Annotated in this window: 12 protein-coding genes and 1 pseudogene; 6 read left to right on the forward strand and 7 right to left on the reverse strand. The window is 58.6% G+C overall.

What is annotated here, in order from left to right; translation table 11 throughout:
- Positions 1–131: 131 nt before the first annotated feature.
- Positions 132–1,403 carry an acetyl-CoA carboxylase biotin carboxylase subunit family protein gene (locus FJ425_RS30375; RefSeq protein WP_064994946.1) on the reverse strand — a complete coding sequence of 424 codons (1,272 nt, stop codon included), beginning with the start codon at positions 1,401–1,403 and terminating at the stop codon, positions 132–134.
- A gap of 1,076 nt (positions 1,404–2,479) precedes the next feature.
- On the opposite strand from FJ425_RS30375, the gene FJ425_RS30380 reads away from it, so the two are divergent.
- Both FJ425_RS30380 and FJ425_RS30390 read left to right on the forward strand, forming a co-directional pair.
- Complete coding sequence (locus FJ425_RS30380) at positions 2,480–3,490, forward strand: alanine racemase (protein WP_084016112.1); 1,011 nt, start codon at positions 2,480–2,482, stop codon at positions 3,488–3,490.
- Between the two features lie 1,010 nt (positions 3,491–4,500).
- A complete protein-coding gene (locus tag FJ425_RS30390; RefSeq protein WP_084016108.1) occupies positions 4,501–5,271 on the forward strand; it encodes a class I SAM-dependent methyltransferase in 771 nt (256 codons plus the stop codon).
- 491 nt (positions 5,272–5,762) lie between these two features.
- Here FJ425_RS30390 and FJ425_RS30400 read toward each other — a convergent pair whose 3' ends face one another.
- Both FJ425_RS30400 and FJ425_RS30405 read right to left on the reverse strand, forming a co-directional pair.
- Positions 5,763–6,425: a hypothetical protein gene (locus FJ425_RS30400; protein WP_198327544.1), complete on the reverse strand. Its 663-nt coding sequence runs from the start codon at positions 6,423–6,425 to the stop codon at positions 5,763–5,765.
- A gap of 133 nt (positions 6,426–6,558) precedes the next feature.
- A complete protein-coding gene (locus FJ425_RS30405; protein WP_064994936.1) occupies positions 6,559–7,479 on the reverse strand; it encodes a PLP-dependent aminotransferase family protein in 921 nt (306 codons plus the stop codon).
- A 529-nt stretch (positions 7,480–8,008) separates the two neighbouring features.
- Here FJ425_RS30405 and FJ425_RS30410 point away from each other — a divergent pair.
- Positions 8,009–8,761 (forward strand): annotated as a pseudogene (locus FJ425_RS30410) (IS630 family transposase); the annotation flags it as partial.
- Between the two features lie 224 nt (positions 8,762–8,985).
- Here the strand turns inward: FJ425_RS30410 and FJ425_RS30415 are convergent.
- The 4 genes from FJ425_RS30415 to FJ425_RS30430 form a co-directional block, all read right to left on the reverse strand.
- On the reverse strand, positions 8,986–9,837 hold the full coding sequence (locus FJ425_RS30415) for a MaoC family dehydratase N-terminal domain-containing protein (protein ID WP_064994934.1): 852 nt from the start codon (positions 9,835–9,837) through the stop codon (positions 8,986–8,988).
- A gap of 194 nt (positions 9,838–10,031) precedes the next feature.
- Complete coding sequence (locus FJ425_RS30420) at positions 10,032–11,015, reverse strand: LysR substrate-binding domain-containing protein (protein ID WP_084016104.1); 984 nt, start codon at positions 11,013–11,015, stop codon at positions 10,032–10,034.
- 174 nt (positions 11,016–11,189) lie between these two features.
- Complete coding sequence (locus FJ425_RS30425) at positions 11,190–11,972, reverse strand: helix-turn-helix domain-containing protein (RefSeq protein WP_064994932.1); 783 nt, start codon at positions 11,970–11,972, stop codon at positions 11,190–11,192.
- A 65-nt stretch (positions 11,973–12,037) separates the two neighbouring features.
- The gene (locus FJ425_RS30430; protein WP_064994931.1) at positions 12,038–14,731 is read right to left on the reverse strand and encodes a 2-oxoglutarate dehydrogenase E1 component; all 2,694 of its coding nucleotides are present in this window, start codon (positions 14,729–14,731) and stop codon (positions 12,038–12,040) included.
- A 169-nt stretch (positions 14,732–14,900) separates the two neighbouring features.
- On the opposite strand from FJ425_RS30430, the gene FJ425_RS30435 reads away from it, so the two are divergent.
- The 3 genes from FJ425_RS30435 (at position 14,901) to FJ425_RS30445 (ending at position 19,702) form a co-directional block, all read left to right on the forward strand.
- Complete coding sequence (locus FJ425_RS30435) at positions 14,901–16,133, forward strand: CoA transferase (RefSeq protein ID WP_064994930.1); 1,233 nt, start codon at positions 14,901–14,903, stop codon at positions 16,131–16,133.
- Positions 16,130–17,815 carry an acyl-CoA dehydrogenase family protein gene (locus tag FJ425_RS30440; protein ID WP_084016102.1) on the forward strand — a complete coding sequence of 562 codons (1,686 nt, stop codon included), beginning with the start codon at positions 16,130–16,132 and terminating at the stop codon, positions 17,813–17,815. Before FJ425_RS30435 ends, FJ425_RS30440 begins: the two co-directional genes overlap by 4 nt.
- A 705-nt stretch (positions 17,816–18,520) precedes the next feature.
- Positions 18,521–19,702 carry a M24 family metallopeptidase gene (locus tag FJ425_RS30445; protein WP_064994943.1) on the forward strand — a complete coding sequence of 394 codons (1,182 nt, stop codon included), beginning with the start codon at positions 18,521–18,523 and terminating at the stop codon, positions 19,700–19,702.
- Positions 19,703–19,801 lie beyond the last annotated feature (99 nt).

Raw genomic sequence — 19,801 nt, forward strand, 5'->3', positions numbered from 1 at the left:
CGGACCGCCCGAGCAACCCTCGGACGCGCAGTGTAGGGTGAGCCACCTCACCGGCAGAAGCGGACATACGGTCTTACTGAACACATGAAACATGAAGCAATCCTCAAATGCAGTGTCAGTGTCATCTAGAGCTAGCGAAGGGGAGGATGGCGTTCTGCAGATTGCTCCGGTTCGCCAGTGGTCAGGAATGGTGTGATCGACCAATCGATTAAGTCGACTGCACGCTGAAGTATGGCTTCCGTCCGAGCAAGGCTGGGTGAAGCGGCGGTAACAAATCCGATGCGGTCCAGGTAATCGCCTTTCCTGATGATCAGCGCCTTGGGTTCGACATGCAACTTGACCTCGGCGACACCTGGTACCGCAGCCGCCCGATTGCCGCCTTTGATCCAATTGAGGATACCATCGCGGTCGGGAATCATGATCCGCGCGGCCGCAATGTGGGAACGCTTTCTGCGTAAATCCCATTCTTCGCCAATGACAAGTTTGATGTGCTCGGAGATAAGATCGACACCGTAAGCCAGCTGAACCAGTTGAGGTGCGGGAGCGCCACCGAGGCGTGGATTAACTTCAATCACGACTGGGCCAAGCTTCGTCCATCGGAGATCAATGTTCGCTGGCCCCCAGCCGAGGTTGAGAGCCCGCAGACAGCTCAGCGAGACTTCGACGATACGCTTATCTTCGTCATCAGTCAGCACGGCCGGATAGGTGTACTTATGACAGACAAAATGAGGCGGGAGGCCGAAGTCAGCGATGGCAATGGCAACGACCTCATTCCCCATTGTGTCGACGCTATAATGGGGGCCTTGTGCGAATTCCTCGACCAGTATCCTCGGGGAGGATCGCCATATGTGCTTGCCGCTCAACAAATAGCTTGTTTGTTCGGCCACTTCATCAGCATTGCGGCACAATCGGACTCCGATGCTGCCGCTGCCTACCGCTGGCTTAACAATCACCGGAAGGCCGATCTCCGCGGCAGAGCTTTCTACCCCCGCCGCATCCGTTGCCAAGCGATAAGCCGGCATTGGAACGCCGGCCTCCGCGAGGAGCTGATGTTGAACGAATTTGTCGCAGCAACGTTCGATTGATGCGGGGTTCGGCCCCGGTAGATCGAACTGTCGACAGAGCTTGCCGACTGTCACAGAGGCAGATTCATCGCCGCCCGCAAAGCCAGTAATGCCAGCAATGTCATATATAGCACTCAGCCGGTGACATTCGCGGACCAGCGCATCGAGATTGCCTGTATCGATCCGAATAGCTTCAATGCTTTCTGCGGCAAGATAGTCGTACTGGGTTGGATCTGCCGCTAGGGCAATTGGATCAAGCCCGAGACGCTGGGCCTCCTGGATGTATTGCAGACCATTGCCCCTATGGCCTTCAACTAGGATGAGCGCTCTTCTTGCCATCTCCGTCGACCTCCGTTGCATACTGTGCGGTAGTCCGAGCGTAAGTTGGGATCAGCTGTTTCAGTTTTGCATGATCACAGACGCTGCGGAGAACGTACTATATTCGGCGATTGACGACTGCAAAGTTTCTGTAAATTCGTTTGAAGAATCGGTTGCGAGGTTTTGCTCGGGACGGGGGGTATGGAGCCGTTAGCTCCTAGCGTATCCGGCTGAAGTTCCACCACACGAGCCGATCGATGCGGGCGATTGTCCAGCCCCTTGGCGATGCGCTGAAGGGTTTGCTGGAGCTAGACGATTGGATGAATACCGTTCACTTTTTTTGCCGTCTGCGACGTGGTTGCTATGGTCCCCACACACGTCCACTGCCTTCGGAGCCAACGAAGAGACCTTTCTGATTTTTTGTTTGCGGCCTGATGGTGGCGCGCGACGATAGTGGAATCGAGTTCGCCCGTCCGTCGTTGAGGAAGTGTTCGAGTGCGGCACGTCGTGACGTTGCATATCGGATCACCTCGGAGTTTTGACTTCCTTGAAATGCGCGGCAAATTCCCATAGCCTGAACAGGTCGGAAGCGATCGCCGAGGACCGATCCTGGCGTGCAGCCATGCGAACCTTTGATTATGGCCCCGGATTGCATTCTCTACCTTCCGGCGATCGCCGCGACTCCTGTGACGCCACCATTTCTACCGAAGCCACATTACGCATCAAATGTGTTTGAGCACATTGATGCGGGAAATCCGCCCGCCAGGACCTGTGAGGGCGAAAGCCGAATGGCTGCCCTACTCGACCACGATCGTTTTTCTTCAAACTATTTTGCAGTATCTTCACACTGAGGAGCTCCTGACAACGCTATAAATATAGAGGTCAGGTGCGCATAAAAGACCTGACGATCGGACCTGCAGCCCAAGCATGCAAGATCGGAACCAACAACCCATGGCAAGGAGAGCATTCATCCTGGTTGAGGGCACAAGAGGTAATGGTCTGCCATACGTACAAGAGGCCACGGGCATCGAAAAGAGAGAAACAATGAGCAATCTGGGGGTACCGCGCAAACTCAGGAGAAGGATCGGAACGCCGTGATGAGCTTCGGCCCACTTCTAAAAATTGAACTTCAGAAAATCACCCACAATGCAGCAATTATTCGGGAAGCTTTGCGACACAACGGCCATTCCTTAATGGTCGTTGTCAAAAGCTGCTGCGGTGACCCCAACATAGTTCGGGCGATTGCGGCCGCCGGCATCTCGCAGTTTGGGGATTCCCGGATGAGCAACCTCGAGCGCCTGAGAGAGGCAAACATAGAAGGGGAATTCTGGCTTCTTCGGTCGCCAGCGCCGGACCAGCGTGAGCGAATGGTGGAATTGTGCAATGGCAGTTTGCAATCCGATCTGGATACGATCCGGAAGGTCGAACAATTACGGCCGCCTGCTCCGCATCGTGTAATCCTCATGCTTGACCTCGGTACCGGCCGGGAAGGCTTTCAGCCCAATGAGCTTCTGCGCGCCTGCGATGAAGTCGAGAGGATGGCGCATGTTGAGCTTTACGGATTGGGTATTTATTTTATGCATGCAAGCGACCCGGCCTTCGTGGAGACCACCCTGGGGCGCTTTGGAGAGATATGCAACGAGGTAGAAAGTGCGCTTGGACGTGTTTTGAAGGCTAAGTCGTTCGCCACCTCGCTTGTGTATGATCACATTCTCAAGTCCGGATTTGTTCCGTCAGGTCTCAATCATCTTCGATTGGGAACAATGCCAATCATCGGGCGTCTAACTAGCGTCGACGACACGCCGGCTCTGCCCGGACTCGCGACGGATACCGCCGTGCTTGAAATCAAGGTGATCCAAACCAAGGTTCTATGTGATCGACCAATCGCGCTGCTTGAGATAGGGAATCTTGATACGGATATTCGCGCACTGCGCCCGATTCAAAGCGACCTGCGGGTGATAGATAGCAGTAGCGATCACACCATTGTTGAACAAACGCCCGGTGCAACTTTACTTAAAGTCGGCGACGCGGTTGAGTTTACTGTGTATTATAGCAGTTTTGTACGCCTTATGAGTTCACCGTATGTAACTAGAAGTTATAGTGTCTGATTAGGATGAGTCCGGCACTTCCTCGCAGCGGGTGGCTGCGACAAAAGGGTTGGCTGCGCAAACACAGTGTGTGGAATTTTGATACATTCGAGCCTTCCAGTCACTTTGGCTGGCCTACCCTCGCCTGCGTCTGGCGGATTTGACAGAAGAAGTCAAATTGCACCGATTAATGGAGTTCTGCATATGGCAACTGTTGGCGAGCATATCGTCGATACATTTATTCCACATAAGATAGATCGCGTGTTCTGCGTGCCTGGCGAGAGCTAACTTGGCCTCCTTGACGCACTGTATGGGCGGAGCGATGTCGAAACTGTCTTTTGAAAGTGGTGCAGATTTCATGGCGCTTACCGACGCAAGGCTTCGGGTCGGCCCGGCGTCGCCTGTGTCAGCCGCGGTCTTGGCGCTCCTAACGCCTCATTGCGGTACATGCGGCCCAACTGGACGGCGTCGCCTTTATCCTCATTGTGGGGCAAGTCGCGGCGCAAGACCTGCGCCGGGAGTCCTTTCCAGAATCGAGTGCGATATGTTCGGCTCGATCGGCAAATGGACAGCCGAAATCACAGTTCCAGAACGCCGCAGAGACAATGCTGCGTTCGCTGCAGGCAGCTACGACGGACGTTCCCGGTCCTGTCGTCATCGCTTTGCCAGAAGACGTGCTGACTGCGGAATGCACCGCTAAGGCCGTCAAACGGCAGGCGGAAATCACCTCGATGTCACCACGCAAGGGTACGCATTTCCACTGCTTGTTCATCCCTCCCAACAGTTAGGCCACATTCACAATGACCTATCAGCCATGGGCACACGTTTTGCGAGCGATCTTCCATTGCCCGTTTGCCGATCTCATTCATCGACACCGTGGGCCATCTGGAGAGCTTGCTCCCTGACCGAGAAAACAGTTCGAAGACTTCCCGTCTCTTGCGAAGGTGAATTCTGGTAAGCCAAAAAACCTACAGAAATGTCAACGGTTTACAATGTACACTTGATCGAAATTAAATTGGAGATTTGAACGTATGACCGGCAGATCAAATAAATTGTGCTCGACGGAGCGCTCGGATGAACATGATGTATATTTCAATGAGGATTACTCGTACTTTGGAGACGTCGTACATTCGCCAGAAGCGAGTGACAGGCAAGCAGACGCAATTTGGAAGCTTCTTTGTCTCGCACAAGGCAGCCCAGTTCTTGAACTCGGATGTGGTTATGGGCGGATTACCAACCGGTTGGCGGAGAAAGGAGCGCGGGTAACCGGATTGGATATCTCGCCGATCCTGCTGAAAAAAGCCAAAGCAGATGCGGCAGAAAGCGGGATGGATGTCGAATATGTTCTTGGCGACATGCGTTCTCTTCCCTGGCGGGATGGATTTGACGCAGCCTTTCTGTGGCATTTGACGTTTGGTTATTTCAGCGACGCGGACAATGAGAGAGTTCTTCGTGAAGCCGCCTCCTCACTTCGAAAAGGCGGGCGTCTGCTCATCGATCACTTAAATATTTTCGCTGTGCCAAGCCACGGGGCGCCTACCTGTTACGTTGCACAGCGTAATGACGATCTAAGAATCGATATGATGAGCACCGAGGTGCTAACCGGTCGTCGGCATTGCGATAGGCTTATCGTTCGCAATGGGTGCGTTAGACGAACCCATCTTTATTTTAGACTCTATGGGTTTGCGGAATGCGCTCGCATGTTGCGGAGCGCGGGATTCGAAAGTGTTGACGCTTATGGGGAGGAAGGCGCAGCGTTTACATCCGATGGTCCTCGCCTCGTCATTGTCGCCCGCAAATAATACCGATAGTTACTGTCTGTTGTGGCGGCAAGGACATCGAGGTAGCTGCAGGGCAACGAGTCCAAATCCTATGAGGTGGATAGCGACCTGCGCTGTGGCAAAGTGAGGTCGCTAAACTCTCACACTGGAGGCAAGCATGCCCGCTGAAGCTACCCAATCCGAAGCGCCGGCCACTCCGCGCCACGGCATTAATAATGCCTCCTCCACCGCTGTCGCTTCTAAGAGTTTGTCGAGCCTGTTGTTCGGCAGGAAAGCGAGGTCGCCCATTGCGGCTTCGGCCGCCGACTCACTCTTAGGCAGCCGAGCCACGGTGGGGCGCGAGAATCTGAGTGTTGCACCTATCGACCACGACGCTGTAAAGGCGGGCATGCTCAAATATGGGCGATTGAACGCACCCTACCGCCTTGTCCTTTGTCAGAAGATTAACCAGCGGCAGGCGACATTCTCGCGCGCGGAAAGCGTCATCGCGGCCAATCTCGTCATGCTATTGTTCAAGTCTTGCGCGCTGGAATATAGCCGGCCGCAGCAGCGGCTGAGCCAAAACTCTCGCCCGCGCGAATACGCTCTTCCACCTGCGCATCAATAGCTACTATTCTCTCTGCTTTCGCCAGAATCTCTTCTACTCGGGCACGCGGTACAGCCATAATTCCCGTATCATCACCGATCACAAGATCTCCTTGTGATACTGAAATACCCCCCATCATGATGTCACAACCAATTGGAAGAAGCTTCACCCGGGTTTTGCCCGTTGTAGGTGCAACCCACCGGCTTGAAAGCCACAGTCCCGTTTCGCGAATTTCATCTAAGTCTCGGCAGGCGCCGTCTATCACGACAGCCGTAGCCTGCCGATTTTTTGCGGCTATGGCGGCAAGACCGCCCATTGTCGAAATGGGCTCACCGTTCATATCCACCATCAACACCTTGCCAGGGCCCGTCGCTTCAATCAGCTGGCCGACCGCGAAGTCGGCCTTCTCAAAATCGCCCAATACACCGGTTAATTCGCGCGCAGTGACCGCGAAGCCGATCATGCAGCCGCTGCCGCTCCGTCGCGCGATGCCCTGAATAGTCCCCTTGATTCCGAGTTCGTCCAATGCATCCGACCATGCGCTGACCCCGAGCGCCGCACCACGCTCCAGGATCTCGTTCTCGTTCATTGTCACTTGGACTGCTCCTGCTCCTATTGAATGTTCCGGTGTCGATGCGAGTCGAGCCCACAGATTGCCCGATGATCAGCATTACTCTCTAGCGTCCGGGGGCCTATTTCAAGGCAAAGCCAGATACCGCGAATTACTCGGGATCAACTTGTTCGACTTTAGTGCTTGGCGAGATCCTTCCCAATAATGCTGACAGGACCTCTACGCCCCTGCGCACGGTAACCTCATCCATCGAGGAGAATGGCAAGCGCGAGAACGTCGCTGACGGCTTGCTGACGAAAAACCCGTCGCCATCGGCGACGTCTAGCCCCGCATTGCTGGCCTCCTTGCGCAGCCGCTGAGCATCCACCGGGTGCGCGAGTGTCACTCCCACAAATACGCCGCCGTCGGGCCGCACATAGCGATGGCCGGCCATGAATTCGTCCAGTGCCGAGACCATCGCCTCCAGACGCGGCGCATAGAGATGCCCAAGGGCGGCAAGCTGATCGCCTAAAAACCCACGGCGGAGCCATTCGCCAGTCACCGAGAGCGCGAAGTTGCCAGGCGTTACGTAGGTGCTCTCAGCCACCTTGGCCGCCGCGCTGATGGTATGCGGCGGCGCAATGAGATAGGCTGCGCGAAGACCAGGCGCGATCACCTTGGAGAAAGAATTGAGCTGGACCGTTACATCGCGGCCAATATCGAGGATTGACGGCTCTTGGGCGCCCTTGTAGCGAAGAAAGCGATAGGGGCTGTCTTCGACAATCCGGAAATCATGGGTCCTCGCCAGATCGACAAGATGCTGACGCTTGGTGGATGACCACGTGGTGCCGGTTGGATTTTGGAAATCCGGAACTGTATACATGAAGACGGGCCCGCGCCGCGCCGCGGCGTTCAACGGCTCGAGCGCCGGTCCATCCGCTTCCATCGGTATGGCGATGACATTTGCGCCGTAGTGGCGCAGCAGGTGGACCACTCGGTCGTAGCAAGGCTCCTCGATGAGCACGGTTTTGCCGGGCTTCAGCCAAATGCGACACAAAATGTCGAACAGACCGACAGAGCCGTCAGCAGCCATCACGTTGGCATGTCCACACCATGATAGTCGGCGAGCCATTCCCGCAGCGGCAGGGGCCCGACCGCGGGCCCATACTGGTAGGCGACAACCTCGCGGGATGACGCCAACCCTTGGACGCAGAGCTCCAACTGCGCGCGTGGAAAGGCTTCTTCGGCAGGAACTCCGCGTGCGAAATTGATGCGTTTGGGCATAGTCTCACTCTCTCTGTCTGGCGGAAGAAATCGTAGCCAAGCACCGTTATAAATGCAGTCGCGCGTTACTATTATCAGCTATGCCGGGTTGAGATAGGCGGGGAGCGATCTGTGTCGCGGGAGTTGCGTAGTCCGCATTCGTTCGACAGCGCCTGGGTCAGGAAGCAAGAAGGCCAACGAGTGCCCTAGAGCGGGATGAGATTTATGGGAGTCGTGGGATTCCCAAATCAGCGTTGATCTGATTCAACCTTGATGCTGGGCGGAGGCCAGCATGGATGGTTGGATATTCGATGGACCTGCGCGAACGGGTTGTTGCGGCGGCTGCTCGATTTGGCGTATCGGGAGCGTGGCGCGACTGGCTTGTCGAGCGCTGCCGGGAGAAGGACTTCACCTTGCGCGGCCTTGTGGCCGAACTCGGCGAGCGCGGCCTGAAGGTCGACTGCCGCTCGGTGTGGGAGTTCGTGCACGCCGAGAAGCTGTCTCACAAAAAAAGACGCTGATCGCCTGCGAGCAAGATCGTCCCGATGTTGCGCGCCGACGGATGCAATGGGTTCTGTATCAGGACCGGATCGATCCCACCCGCCTGGTGTTCATCGACGAGACCTGGACCAAGACCAACATGGCCCCGCTCAGAGGCTGGGCGCCGGTCGGACAGCGGATCAAGGCCAAAGTGCCGCATGGCCACTGGAAGACCATGACCTTCCTGGCTGCGCTGCGCCATGATCGCGTCGAAGCGCCTTGGCTCATCGACGGACCAATCAACGGCGAGAGGTTCCTCCTCTATGTCGAGAAGGTTCTCGTACCCACCCTCCAGTCGGGCGACATCGTTGTGATGGACAATCTCGGCTCTCACAAAAGCAAGGCCGTTCGGCGCGCCATTCGCAAAGCCGGGGCGAAGCTCTTCTTCCTGCCCAAATACTCGCCCGATCTCTCCAATCGAACAGCTCTTCGCCAAGCTCAAGCACTGGCTGCGAAAAGCGGCAAAGCGAACCGTCGAAGCCGTCTGCGACGCAATCGGCCAAACCCTCAATCGTGTCACTCAACACGAATGCTCAAACTATTTCGCAAACTCAGGCTATGACCGGAGCTAATCTCATCTCGCTCTAGCAGTCTGGTGGGGAAGGCTGGTGATGTTAGAACGGGCATTAAGATCCTCCGCCTGCACGCGGATGCGAAGGCGCGAGTTAGCGAGCGGTGTGGCGATCTGCTCGGCCTGGTCGGTGGAGCTCAGAACAGGTTCGACCGCCACGCCTGCAAGCCGCAATGACGGCACAAGCTCTGCCCGCACGCCTCGCAGCTGTGACGTTGCTGAGGCTCATCCCCAGGCTGCCTCCGCGATCATCGCTACTGGACCATCTTGACGCGCGGTCCAAAGTTTCATTTTTCCGTCTTCCTCCGCCGCATGCAGGTTTATGGATTCATCATCAAAGAGCGATGAAGCCGCGCGGAAAACGAACTTCGACGGGGGCTTGCCCTTCAATTCGGCCGCATAGTTCAAAAGCAGTGTCGCCTGCAGCGGTGCATGAATGACAAGGCCGGAATAATGCTCGACCTCGACGGCGTAAGGGCGGTCATAGTGGATGCGATGGGCGTTGAACGTCAGCGCCGAATAGCGAAAGAGCAACGGAACGGAGACGCCGACCTGCCGGTTATGCGATCCCATCGCAGCTGCCTCGGTATCCGGCTGGTTTGAAGCGTCCTGCGCCGTGCTTGCCTCTCGGTACACGATCGTCTGCGTCTCCTCGATCATGACTGTCCCCAAGACACTAAGCTTGTGCTCCACTGTTACGAAGCAAAGCGTTCCAGTCCGGCCTTCCTTGACCGCCACGTCGGCCACCTGCGAGACCCGCTCGACCAGGTCGCCCACTCGCAACGCTCCGGAAAAGGCAAGGCTGCTGCCGGCCCACATGCGTCGCGGCAACGGGACCGGGGGCAGAAAACCGCCCTTCTCTGGATGACCGTCCTCAGCAAGCAAGCTCGTTGGCATAGCGGAGGGGGCAAGGCAGTAGTTGATAAGCAGCGGCGCAGCATCGCCCAGCGACGGAACGGCGCCCTTAATATCGATGGCCGCACTGAACCGTCGAACCAGATCGGGCGAAATGGTATCGGATGCGCTTTCCTCACGGCCGATCCATGAGCGAAGCCGCTCGACGTCCAAATTAGGCATCAGTATGCTCGGTTTGGGGTGCGCAGGCGGTGTGTCGTGAGTCCGTGCCGGGATCGGTCGACAGGGTCGCGGGTTGCCAAGGAAGATAGCCACGTCATTCTCGAGCCCTTCGTTGCTGACTAAGCGAGCCTGTGATGGGCGTTCTCGGGCCCGGGCGACAGACCCTGTTATGGGAAACTAGCTATGCCCCTTGGTTATAGGTCGCCGCAGCCATCATAGGGGATTGAGGCTTTGCTGAGACGTCCCATCATGCGACCGTCTTCGACGGCCTTGCGAAGTTCGACGCGCACCCGGCGGGCAAGCTCGCGCATGGCGAGTGTGGTTGGCCTCTGCAGCGAAAAGGCCAGCATGAAGCGTTGCGTGAGATTGGGCTCGACCAGCTTCCTGAAGCTGAATTCGGGATTGCTGGCCTCGAAATTGATCACGCCGTGCGGCAGCACTGTCAGGCCATGCCCGTCGCGGACCAGTTTCTTGAGCGGCGCCAGAGCATCGACTTCCGCCTTGATGTCAAGCTCAAGGCCAAGCCGTTGCATGGCGCCGTCCAATTCGCGGCGCAGGCCATGATTGCGGCCGACGAGCAGGAGCGGCAAGCCGACCAGCGCAGGGGTCGGGAAGGTTTCCGTGTCGGGGGCGATGGCGTCAATATCTCTTCTTCGACCGAACAAAAGCAGGTCGACCTCGAGCAGGGGGTCCATGCGCATATATGGCGCCTTGCGTGCATTGTTGATGATGGCCATGTCGACGCGGCCGCTGGCCAGCCATTCATTGATGAAGCCGGAAAGGCCGTCCACCAGATGAAGCTTTATCTGCGGATAATGCACGAAGAAATCGCTCACGATCTCCGCGCCGATCGCAGCACTCATGGATGGCGGCATGCCGAAGACGATGTCGCCTGCGGGAACCTTGGCGGCGGCGACCAAGTCCGATTTGACCTGATCAAGCTCCCGTAGCACCGGCACGATGGCGGCATAGAACTGAGCCCCTTCCTCTGTGGCCCGAACGCCGCGACCGTGGCGATACAAAAGCTGCACCCCCAGTTCTTCCTCCAACTGCCTGATCTGGCGACTCAAGGCTGGCTGGGCGACTCCAATGATGCTCGAGGCCTTCGAGAGCGCGCCTGATTCCGTGACAATCAGGAAATGTCTTAGCTGTCGCAGTTCCAAAAGGGCTGACTCCAATCAGGTCGCGAGTGTTGTCCCGAGATCATGCCTGTCTGTTATATCTTAGAAAGATGCCGTGCTTAAAGCGCGATTCGCTGGTCTAAGGTCGTCCCGCATGAGAGGCAGCTTGCGGATCTCTAAGGCATTGAGACAGGAGCGCGGTTGCGGGAGCTTTTTGCACTGGCGTTGGCCTCATGAATAATCGGATGAGAGCAGGCGGCCAATGCGGTTGGCCGCCGCCGTGAGCTTGGGCAGGATCTTGGCGAGCTGCCGCCGCCTGTCGCCAGCCATGCGCAGCATCAGGCTGCTGAGGGCGATATATTCACCGGCCACGGTCGGCACAGGGACCGCCACGGCCCAGATTCGTGACTGGTAGACCTCGTCAAGGTAAGCCTGTTCGGCAAAGGCGTAGCCATGGCAACGGACGTCCTCGAGCCTTTCCGGGAGCGCCGCTAGAAGCGTGGGATTGCTATCCCAGCGCGACGAACTCTGCCCTCGGGCCAGCGCCTGACGGCGTTCCTCGGGAGACATGCGCGAAAGGGTCACGAGGCCGACGCCGGTGGCGACGAGCGGAATGCGCGCACCAACCCTGCCTGGGATCGATAATCCCAGCGCGGCGCGGTTGGAATAGGCGATCACCATGGCGTCGCCGTCGAAGACCGCCAGATTCGACGGCCACCCGATCTCTATATGCAACTGCTCCACCACAGGCATTGCGAGCTCGATCAAGCGATAATGAGGGTCATATCCGCGGCTGAGGGCTAGGGTCCGCCCGGTCACCTTGTAGGTCGTCTTGCCAGCTTGGCGATAGACGTAACCGCCCTCGAGCAGCGTTTCGACGAGGCGGACCACAGTTGGCTGCGGCAATTTGCAGAGGTTTGCAATGTCCGACACATTGATTGGTCCATGCTCGCTGACGGCTCGCAACACCGCCAGCCCCCTCTGCACAGCTCTCACCGGTTCAAAAACGGACATTGGGCAGTTGATCCCGGTTGTATCCTCCCGATCGCCTAGCTTATGGTCCCGATCAGGTCGAGAGCCTATTCCGCGGCCTGAGCGCTAACGGCAGGTGACAGTGCCGAGGCGATAATATCGTTTTGCTCCACCTCATGCCGGTCGATCGATCCACCGGCGGCTGCAGCCATCGCTGGCCGTCCGACATAGGCGAGCGGCCGGTCGGGCGCCATTTCGCCCACGCGATCCCGCATGAAAGACCATGCCCCTTGATTGGAAGGCTCCTCCTGGCACCACACGATCGGAATGCCCTGGAACCGCTGGAGGACCGCGCCGATGGCTTCGCTCGGGAAGGGATAGAGCTGTTCGACGCGGACCAGCGCCACGTCGTTGATGCGCTCTTGCGCCATAGCCGCCCGAAGGGCGTAGGCGATCTTGCCCGAGCAGAGCACCAGCTTGCAGCACGTCGAGGCGCAGGGGGCCTCGACGATCACTGGCTGGAAAGACGTTCCCTCGGCGATATCATCAAGCCTCGATACGCAATCGCGTAAGCGCAGCAGTGACTTCGGGGCGATCAGAAACAGCGGCTTGCGCATCGAGCCCCGTACCTGTCGGCGATAGAGGTGGAACAGGTTTGCCGGCGTCGAGGGGTTTGCGACGACAAGATTGCCGCCGGCACAGGATTGAAGTATACGCTCGATACGAGCCGAGGAATGGTCCGGGCCCTGGCCTTCGAGCCCGTGCGGCAGGGCAATGATGAGCCCGGAGCTCATCCGCCACTTCGCCTCGGCAGTTACAATGAACTGGTCGACGACCACCTGGGCGCCATTCAGGAAGTCGCCGAACTGGGCCTCCCAAACCACCAGTCGCGTCGGGTCGGCTAGGCTCATTCCGTATTCAAAGCTCAGCACCCCATACTCTATCAAGGGCGAGTTCACCGCGTCAAAGCGCGCGCCGGCCTGGCCCAGGCCCGCGAGAGGCATCGCAGTCTGACCGGTGCGCCGGTCATGCAAGACCAGATGGCGCTGCGTGAACGTGCCTCTGGCGCTGTCTTGTCCGCTCAGTCGCACCGAGGTGCCTTCGTCCAGAAGGGAGGCGAAAGCCAGAGCCTCGGCGGTGGCAAAGTTGAAGCCGCTGTTTTTCTCGATCGTCTCCAACCGCGCCGTCAGGAAGTTGCGCACCTTCGGGTCGGCTTCGAAGCCGTCGCCGACGGCACTCATGCGCCGGGCCGAGTCCAGCAGCCGATCGCGCGCGACGCCGGTCACGATGCCGAAGGGGAAGGGGCCAGCGGGCTGCGGCGGGGCAAAAATGTCAGTTTGGCGCTCCGGTTCCCCGTTACTCATCTGGTCATATGTCGTATAGGCTCGGTCGAGCGCCAAATGGAACGCCCTGCGCTTCGCCTCTGCCATATCGAACGCTGTGGCCGAGGCGGCCTTGACACGATCCGAATGCAATTGCTTGAGCGTCGGCCGCTCGTCGACCTTGGACCAGGTAAGCGGCTGTGTGAAACGCGGTTCGTCGAGTTCGTTGTGGCCGTTGCGGCGGTAGCAGACCAGGTCAATGATGACGTCCTTCCCTGTCGCATTGCGCCACGCGACCGCAACGCGGGCGACCGCAGCGGCGGCAATTGGGTCTTCGCCGTTGACATGGAAGATCGGCACGCCGAAAGCCTTGCCGATATCGCTCGGATGCGGCGACGAACGTCCCTCTGACGGGAGGGTCGTGAACCCGATCTGGTTGTTGACGATAAGATGGATAGTGCCCCCGACACTGTAGCCAGCCAGCGCGGAAAGCTGGAGCAATTCCCAGACGAGACCCTGGCCGGCAAAGGCAGCATCAGTATGCATCAGGAACGGTAGGACCTGCGAGGCACCGGTCGTGCCAGCGTTCGCCCTCCCCTTCTGCTCCTGTCTGGCGCGCGCCGCCCCGACAGCTACGGGCGCGACAACGATCAGATGGGATGGGTGAGGCAGCAGACGCACAGCCACTTTACCTGCGCCGGTCTCGACCTCCGCAGCCAGGCCGTTGTGGTAAGGCACGTCGCCGGTGAAGGCCGCAGCGCCATCGGTGATGTCGCGCCCCTTGATCTCGGCAATTAGCGCCGGCAGCGGCTTGCCGAGCACGGTCGCAAGCGTCGCCAGGCGGCCCCGGTGCATGCCGCCGATAACCACCTCCCGGACTCCCACCTCGGCCGCGTAGCGAAAGATCTCGCGAGAGATGACGGCCGACGACTCCGCCCCCTCTATGCCGAAACGCTTTTTGGTCGGCCATTTTGTTTTGATGAAATGTTCGAATTCGTCGGCCAGCATCACCGCTTCAAGCGTGCGCGCATACACCTCGTCGTTAGCTTTGGCGAGGATCTCGCGTTCGAAGCGCTCATAGACCCATGCGCGTTCATCGGTATCGAGTAAATGGCTGGCCTCGATGGCTGCCGTGCCGCAATAGATCGAGCCGAGCGTGGCGATCGCCTGTGCTTTTGGCAGGCTCACTTCCCCGCCGGCTAGCGTCAAGGCAACGGAATCTTCGCCGCCTTCAATAGAGTTCAGTTCCGGGATGAGGCCGGGAGCGCTCATTTCAAGAGGGTCGAGGCGGGCCTGGCGGTGCCCATAAATCCGAAACAGTTCGGCTATGCGGTCGCCATTGTCGCCACTGGCGTGCGCCGGCGCTTCCATCAAGGCGAGCTTCACCCGCCAGTCGGCTGGTACCGACGCCGGATCTTTCACGAAGCGTGCATACAAATCCAGGAAAAAGGCGCTATCGCCACTGAGGGGCAGGGTCATAGATGCTCTCTTGAGGGCACGTTCGGTTGTCGCCGAACCAATAAAGGGTGCTAAGAAGAAGTCTCGACATTTTGGAGCGCGTATTCACGCAATGAATAAAATGAGCCGTATTCCTTGATGGGCGGGGCTATTTCCCCCATGAGGTGAGCTGAACTTGACGGGTTAAGCGATGTATGGACTTCTTCATGGTGTGCGGGTGATCGAGGGGGCATCCTTCATTGCCGCTCCCTTCTGCGCGCTCTCGCTTGCCCAGCTGGGCGCTGAGGTCATTCGCTTCGATGCAATCGGCGGCGGTCCTGATTTTCATCGTTGGCCACGCTCTCCCGGCGGCGGCAGCTTCTATTGGGAAAGTCTCAACAAGTCCAAGAAGTCCATTGCCATCAATCTCGCGGACCCTCGCGGACGTGAGCTTGCTGCGGCTCTGGTGACTGCCCCAGGCGAAGGCGGCGGCATCTTCGTCACCAACTATCCTGTGGCCGGATTCCTGTCGCATGATCGGATGGCAGCGCGCCGGCCGGACGTGATTACGGCGCGTATCATGGGCCATGCCGACGGCGGCAATGCTGTCGACTACACCGTCAATTGCGCTATGGGCGTCCCGATGATGACCGGCCCCGCCGAGAAGCCCAACGATCCTGTCAATCACGTTCTGCCGGCCTGGGACCTTTTGGCCGGGTCGACTGCGGCGACCAGCGTCCTTGCCGCGCTTATCAGCCGTCGTGCCACCGGACTGGGTCAGGAGATCCGCGTCCCGCTAAGCGACATCGCCGCCGCCACGCTCGGCACGCTAGGCCAGGTGGCCGAGGTGGTTGTAAACGGACGGGACCGCCCGAAGATAGGCAATGACCTCTTCGGAGCCTTCGGCCGCGATTTTCTCACAGCAGACGGCCAGCGGCTGATGATCGTGGCGATTACCAGCCGCCAATGGAGTGGGCTGGTGCAGGCCCTCGGCATTGAGGCCGGGGTCGCTACGCTCGAGGCTGAGCTGGGTGTCTCGTTCGCACAGGACGAGGGGCTGCGCTATGAGCACCGTGGTCGCCTAGGCGCGTTGGTCGAATATGCCGTTTCAACGAGCCCGGCCGCTCACCTAACAGCGCGCCTTGATGAAGCCGGCGCATGCTGGGGGCCGTATCGCACATTGTCGGAAGCGGTCGCCAAGGAGAAACCCTTCCAGCCGGAAGGCGAACTCTTCACAGACGTGGACCATGTCAGCGGACACACCTATCCAACGCCAGGCTATCCCGCGACCTTCCGGGGACTTCAGCGCCAGACGCCGGTACGGGCCCCGAAGCTCGGAGAACACACGGAAGAAGTGCTGGCCGGCGTTCTCGCCCTACCCAGCCACGAGATTGCCGCCTTGCATGATAGCGGCGTCGTCCAGAGTCCAGGAGCACATGCGTGACGGCCAATCCTCTCGAGTTCGCTTCAGGCGCCACCCTTGTCGCGTTGGCGAACAGTGCCGTGACCGCAGCTGAACGCTACGTCGCTGCCGTCCGCGAAAAGGTTCAAACCTTGGTTGCTCCCCAAGGAAAGGTGGATTCGCGCTTGCTTGACCGGTCTCAGCGCGTGGCCCACGGCTTCGCCTGGCTGGCAACGTCGGTGGCTACGCTCAATGCGGTTGCGGCCTGGGGCGCGCGCCATCTGCGCGAAGGGACTTTGCGGCGTGGCGACGAACTCGTGATCGCTATCGGGTTCGGCGAGTATCTTGGCCAGCTCGTAGGCGGGCTCCCGATGAGTCAAAATGAGATTCTCCGCCCGGCGGAACTTAGCGCTACCGCCGAGGCCCTCGCGCTCCTGCGCGAGCCCTCGGTCGCGTCCTTCATGGCTCATGGCAATTCTCCCGCGCACCGCGAGGAACTTGTCTCGCTGGCCGCCCAAGGAGACGCGGTGAGTGAAAAGCTGGGCGATGACGACCTCGACTTGATCCGGCTCGAGATTCGGCGCTTCGCCGACGAGCGCATCTTGCCGAATGCCCATGGTTGGCACCTGAGAGACGAGCTGGTTCCGGACGAGATCGTCACAGAGATGGCGCAGCTGGGCGTGTTCGGCATCTGCATCGATCCCGCGTTCGGCGGACTGGGCCTTGGCAAGCTCGCAATGTGTGTCGTGACCGAAGAGCTGAGCCGGGCCTGGATTGCGACCGGCTCGCTCGGCACGCGCTCGGAGATCGCTGGCGAGCTTATAGCAGCCGCCGGCACGCTCGAGCAAAAGCAGCGCTGGCTTTCCCGCATCGCCTCTGGAGAAATCTTGCCGACCGCGGTTTTCACCGAGCCGGACACCGGGTCTGATCTTGCGAGCCTGAAGACCCGGGCGGTCAAGACACCCGAAGGCGGCTGGCTCATCCAAGGCAACAAGACATGGATCACGCACGCTTCGCGTAGCGATTTGATGACGGTGCTGGCCCGCACCAATCCCGCCTCGACCAGTCATGATGGACTTTCCATGCTGGTTGTCGAAAAGCCACGCGGCACCCGGGACGAGCCTTTTCCGTCTTTCGGCATGAGTGGTGGCGAAATCGAAGTCCTCGGTTATCGGGGGATGCGCGAATATGACATCGCTTTTGACGGCTTCGCCGTCCCGCCCGGCGGACTGCTCGGTGGGGCCGAGGGTCAGGGCTTTCGCCAATTGATGCGAACGTTCGAGGGCGCGCGCATCCAGACTGCAGCCCGCGCGGTCGGCGTTGCGCGTCGCGCGTTTGAGCTGGGTTTGGGCTATGCGCTGGAGCGCAGGCAGTTCGGCCGATCGATCGTCGCCTTCCCACGGGTCCACGACAAACTTGCCATGATGCTCACCGAAACCGTGATGGCCCGCGAGATGACCTATTTAGCCGCCCGCCAAAAGGACTTGGGCACGCGCTGCGACATCGAGGCCGGTATGGCAAAGCTGCTCGCCGCACGCGTTGCTTGGTCGAACGCCGACACCGCGCTCCAAATCCACGGCGGTAATGGCTACGCCCTTGAGTATGAGATCTCGCGTGTCCTTTGCGACGCCCGCATCCTGAACATCTTTGAAGGCGCTGCCGAAATCCAAGCCCACGTCATCGCCCGGGGCATGCTGCAACAGCAGCCGGGGCAGCAAAACTAGATCGGGGCGTTGCCAAGTCGCCCCAGCATTTCGAAATTATCTGTCAAAAAACGCATCAAGAACCTGCCCATTCGTCCCTAAGGCGGCTTGTGATCCTAGTCGTCGACAACATGTTGGCTATGCCGAACCCGGTGAGATCGCCGAGGCAGCGATCGCCGCCTATGCGCAGGAAGAAGCGACCGCCGCTCTCCAGCGCCCGAGCATCTATTCGCGATGCGCCAAGGACGGTCAATGGGAGCATAAGCCACTCCGATCGCACGAACCGTCGCAGCGTTGCGCACGGCTGTCGAGGCTTGGCGTCAGAATGGCCTGAAGGCGCTGTGGTGCCGCTATGGTGCGATGCATTCAGAGCGCCCGAGTAGCGCGACAATCCGGGAGAAGGCACTCTCACTTTGATTGCCGAGCTGCAAGCCCGTTGGTCTCGGCAATAGGTTCAGCTTTCGCTGATCGCAAATGATGATCTCAAAATGCGATGGGATACCCCGTTGATTTATATTGGCCATGCCGCTGTGTGCCTTGATATCATCCCTCAGTTCCTAATTGCGTCTAACTGGATCATTTAGGCGTCGCGGGTGGGCTAAAATTGTCTGTCGTAATGAAACTCTTGAAACGGAACACTTTGAGTTATCAAGGGATGAGGGCGTCGTAGCAAGGCCTAGACAGACTACGGCGTATCAGTTGCTCATCGCACAACGGGAGTACCAAATGACTACAGCTGAATTGCGATTTGAGGTCTCAGAATATCAAGAGCGCCTCGCCAAAACCCAAAAGGCAATGGAGCGAGCAGGGGTCGACTTGCTCATCGTCACCGATCCTGCAAACATCGGTTGGCTGACGGGTTATGATGGCTGGTCGTTCTACGTGCACCAATGCGCGATTGTTCGACTTGATGGGCCGCCGATCTGGTTCGGTCGCAAGATGGATGCGAACGGTGCAAGAAAGACGACCTATCTCGGCGAAGAGTGCATCAAGTTCTATGAAGACTACTACGTTCAATCTGACGACTTCCATCCAATGACCGTGCTTGGGCAGTTGATCACCAGTAGCGGATGGGGCTCGTCGACGATCGGCATTGAAATGGACGTGCCGTACTTCACCCATGCGGCTTTTGACGCCCTTGAGACGAGCCTTCCGAACGCAAAGTTCAAAAACACCACGCGGCTGGTGAAATGGCAGCGGATTGTGAAGTCTGCCCGCGAGATGGAATACATGCGCGGTGCCGGCAAAATCATCACTGCGATATACGAGCGCATCGAAGAAGTTCTTCGTCCGGGGCTAAGACAGAACGATCTCGTCGCTGAAATTTGCGATGCCGGTATCCGCGGTGTCGATGGATTTTGGGGTGACTATCCCGCCGCCTTTCCGCTCATTGGCGCTGGGGCGAATGCAGCGGCTCCTCATCTGACCTGGACTGATCGTCCTATAAAGCCACACGAGAGCATCTTTTTCGAATTGGCTGGCGTTTACAAGCGTTATCATGTCCCGCTGTCTCGAACGTTTTATCTGGGAAAGCCGCCCCGGAAGATTCTCGATGCCGAGAAGGCGATCCTTGAAGGAATGGGAGCTGGGTTTGAGCAGCTTCTTCCCGGCAAGACCTGCGAAGATGTGGCGTTAGCATTCTTCAAAGAACTTGCGCGACACGGCCTAAAGAAGGAAGGGCGAACCGGCTACTCAATCGGAATGGCCTACCCCCCTGGCTGGGGCGAGGCGTCGGCAAGCTTCCGTAAGGGCGATCACACGGAACTTAAGCCAGGAATGTGCTTTCATTTCATGTCTGGCCTCTGGTACGGCGACTGGGGTATCGAGATTACTGAAAGCCTCATGATAACCGACGGAAAGCCGGAAGTTCTGTCGAACAGCCCCCGCAAATTAATCATAATCGAATAATTCAGCTATGCATCGGCGACGTCGCCCCCGGTCAAAAGTTGGCTGTTCAACGGAGGGGTAGCATGCAGTCGGCTTGCAAAAGCGGGGCGGCGTCGCATC

Origin of the sequence: Mesorhizobium sp. B2-7-2 (genome assembly GCF_006440775.1) — a bacterium.
Lineage (GTDB): Bacteria > Pseudomonadota > Alphaproteobacteria > Rhizobiales > Rhizobiaceae > Mesorhizobium.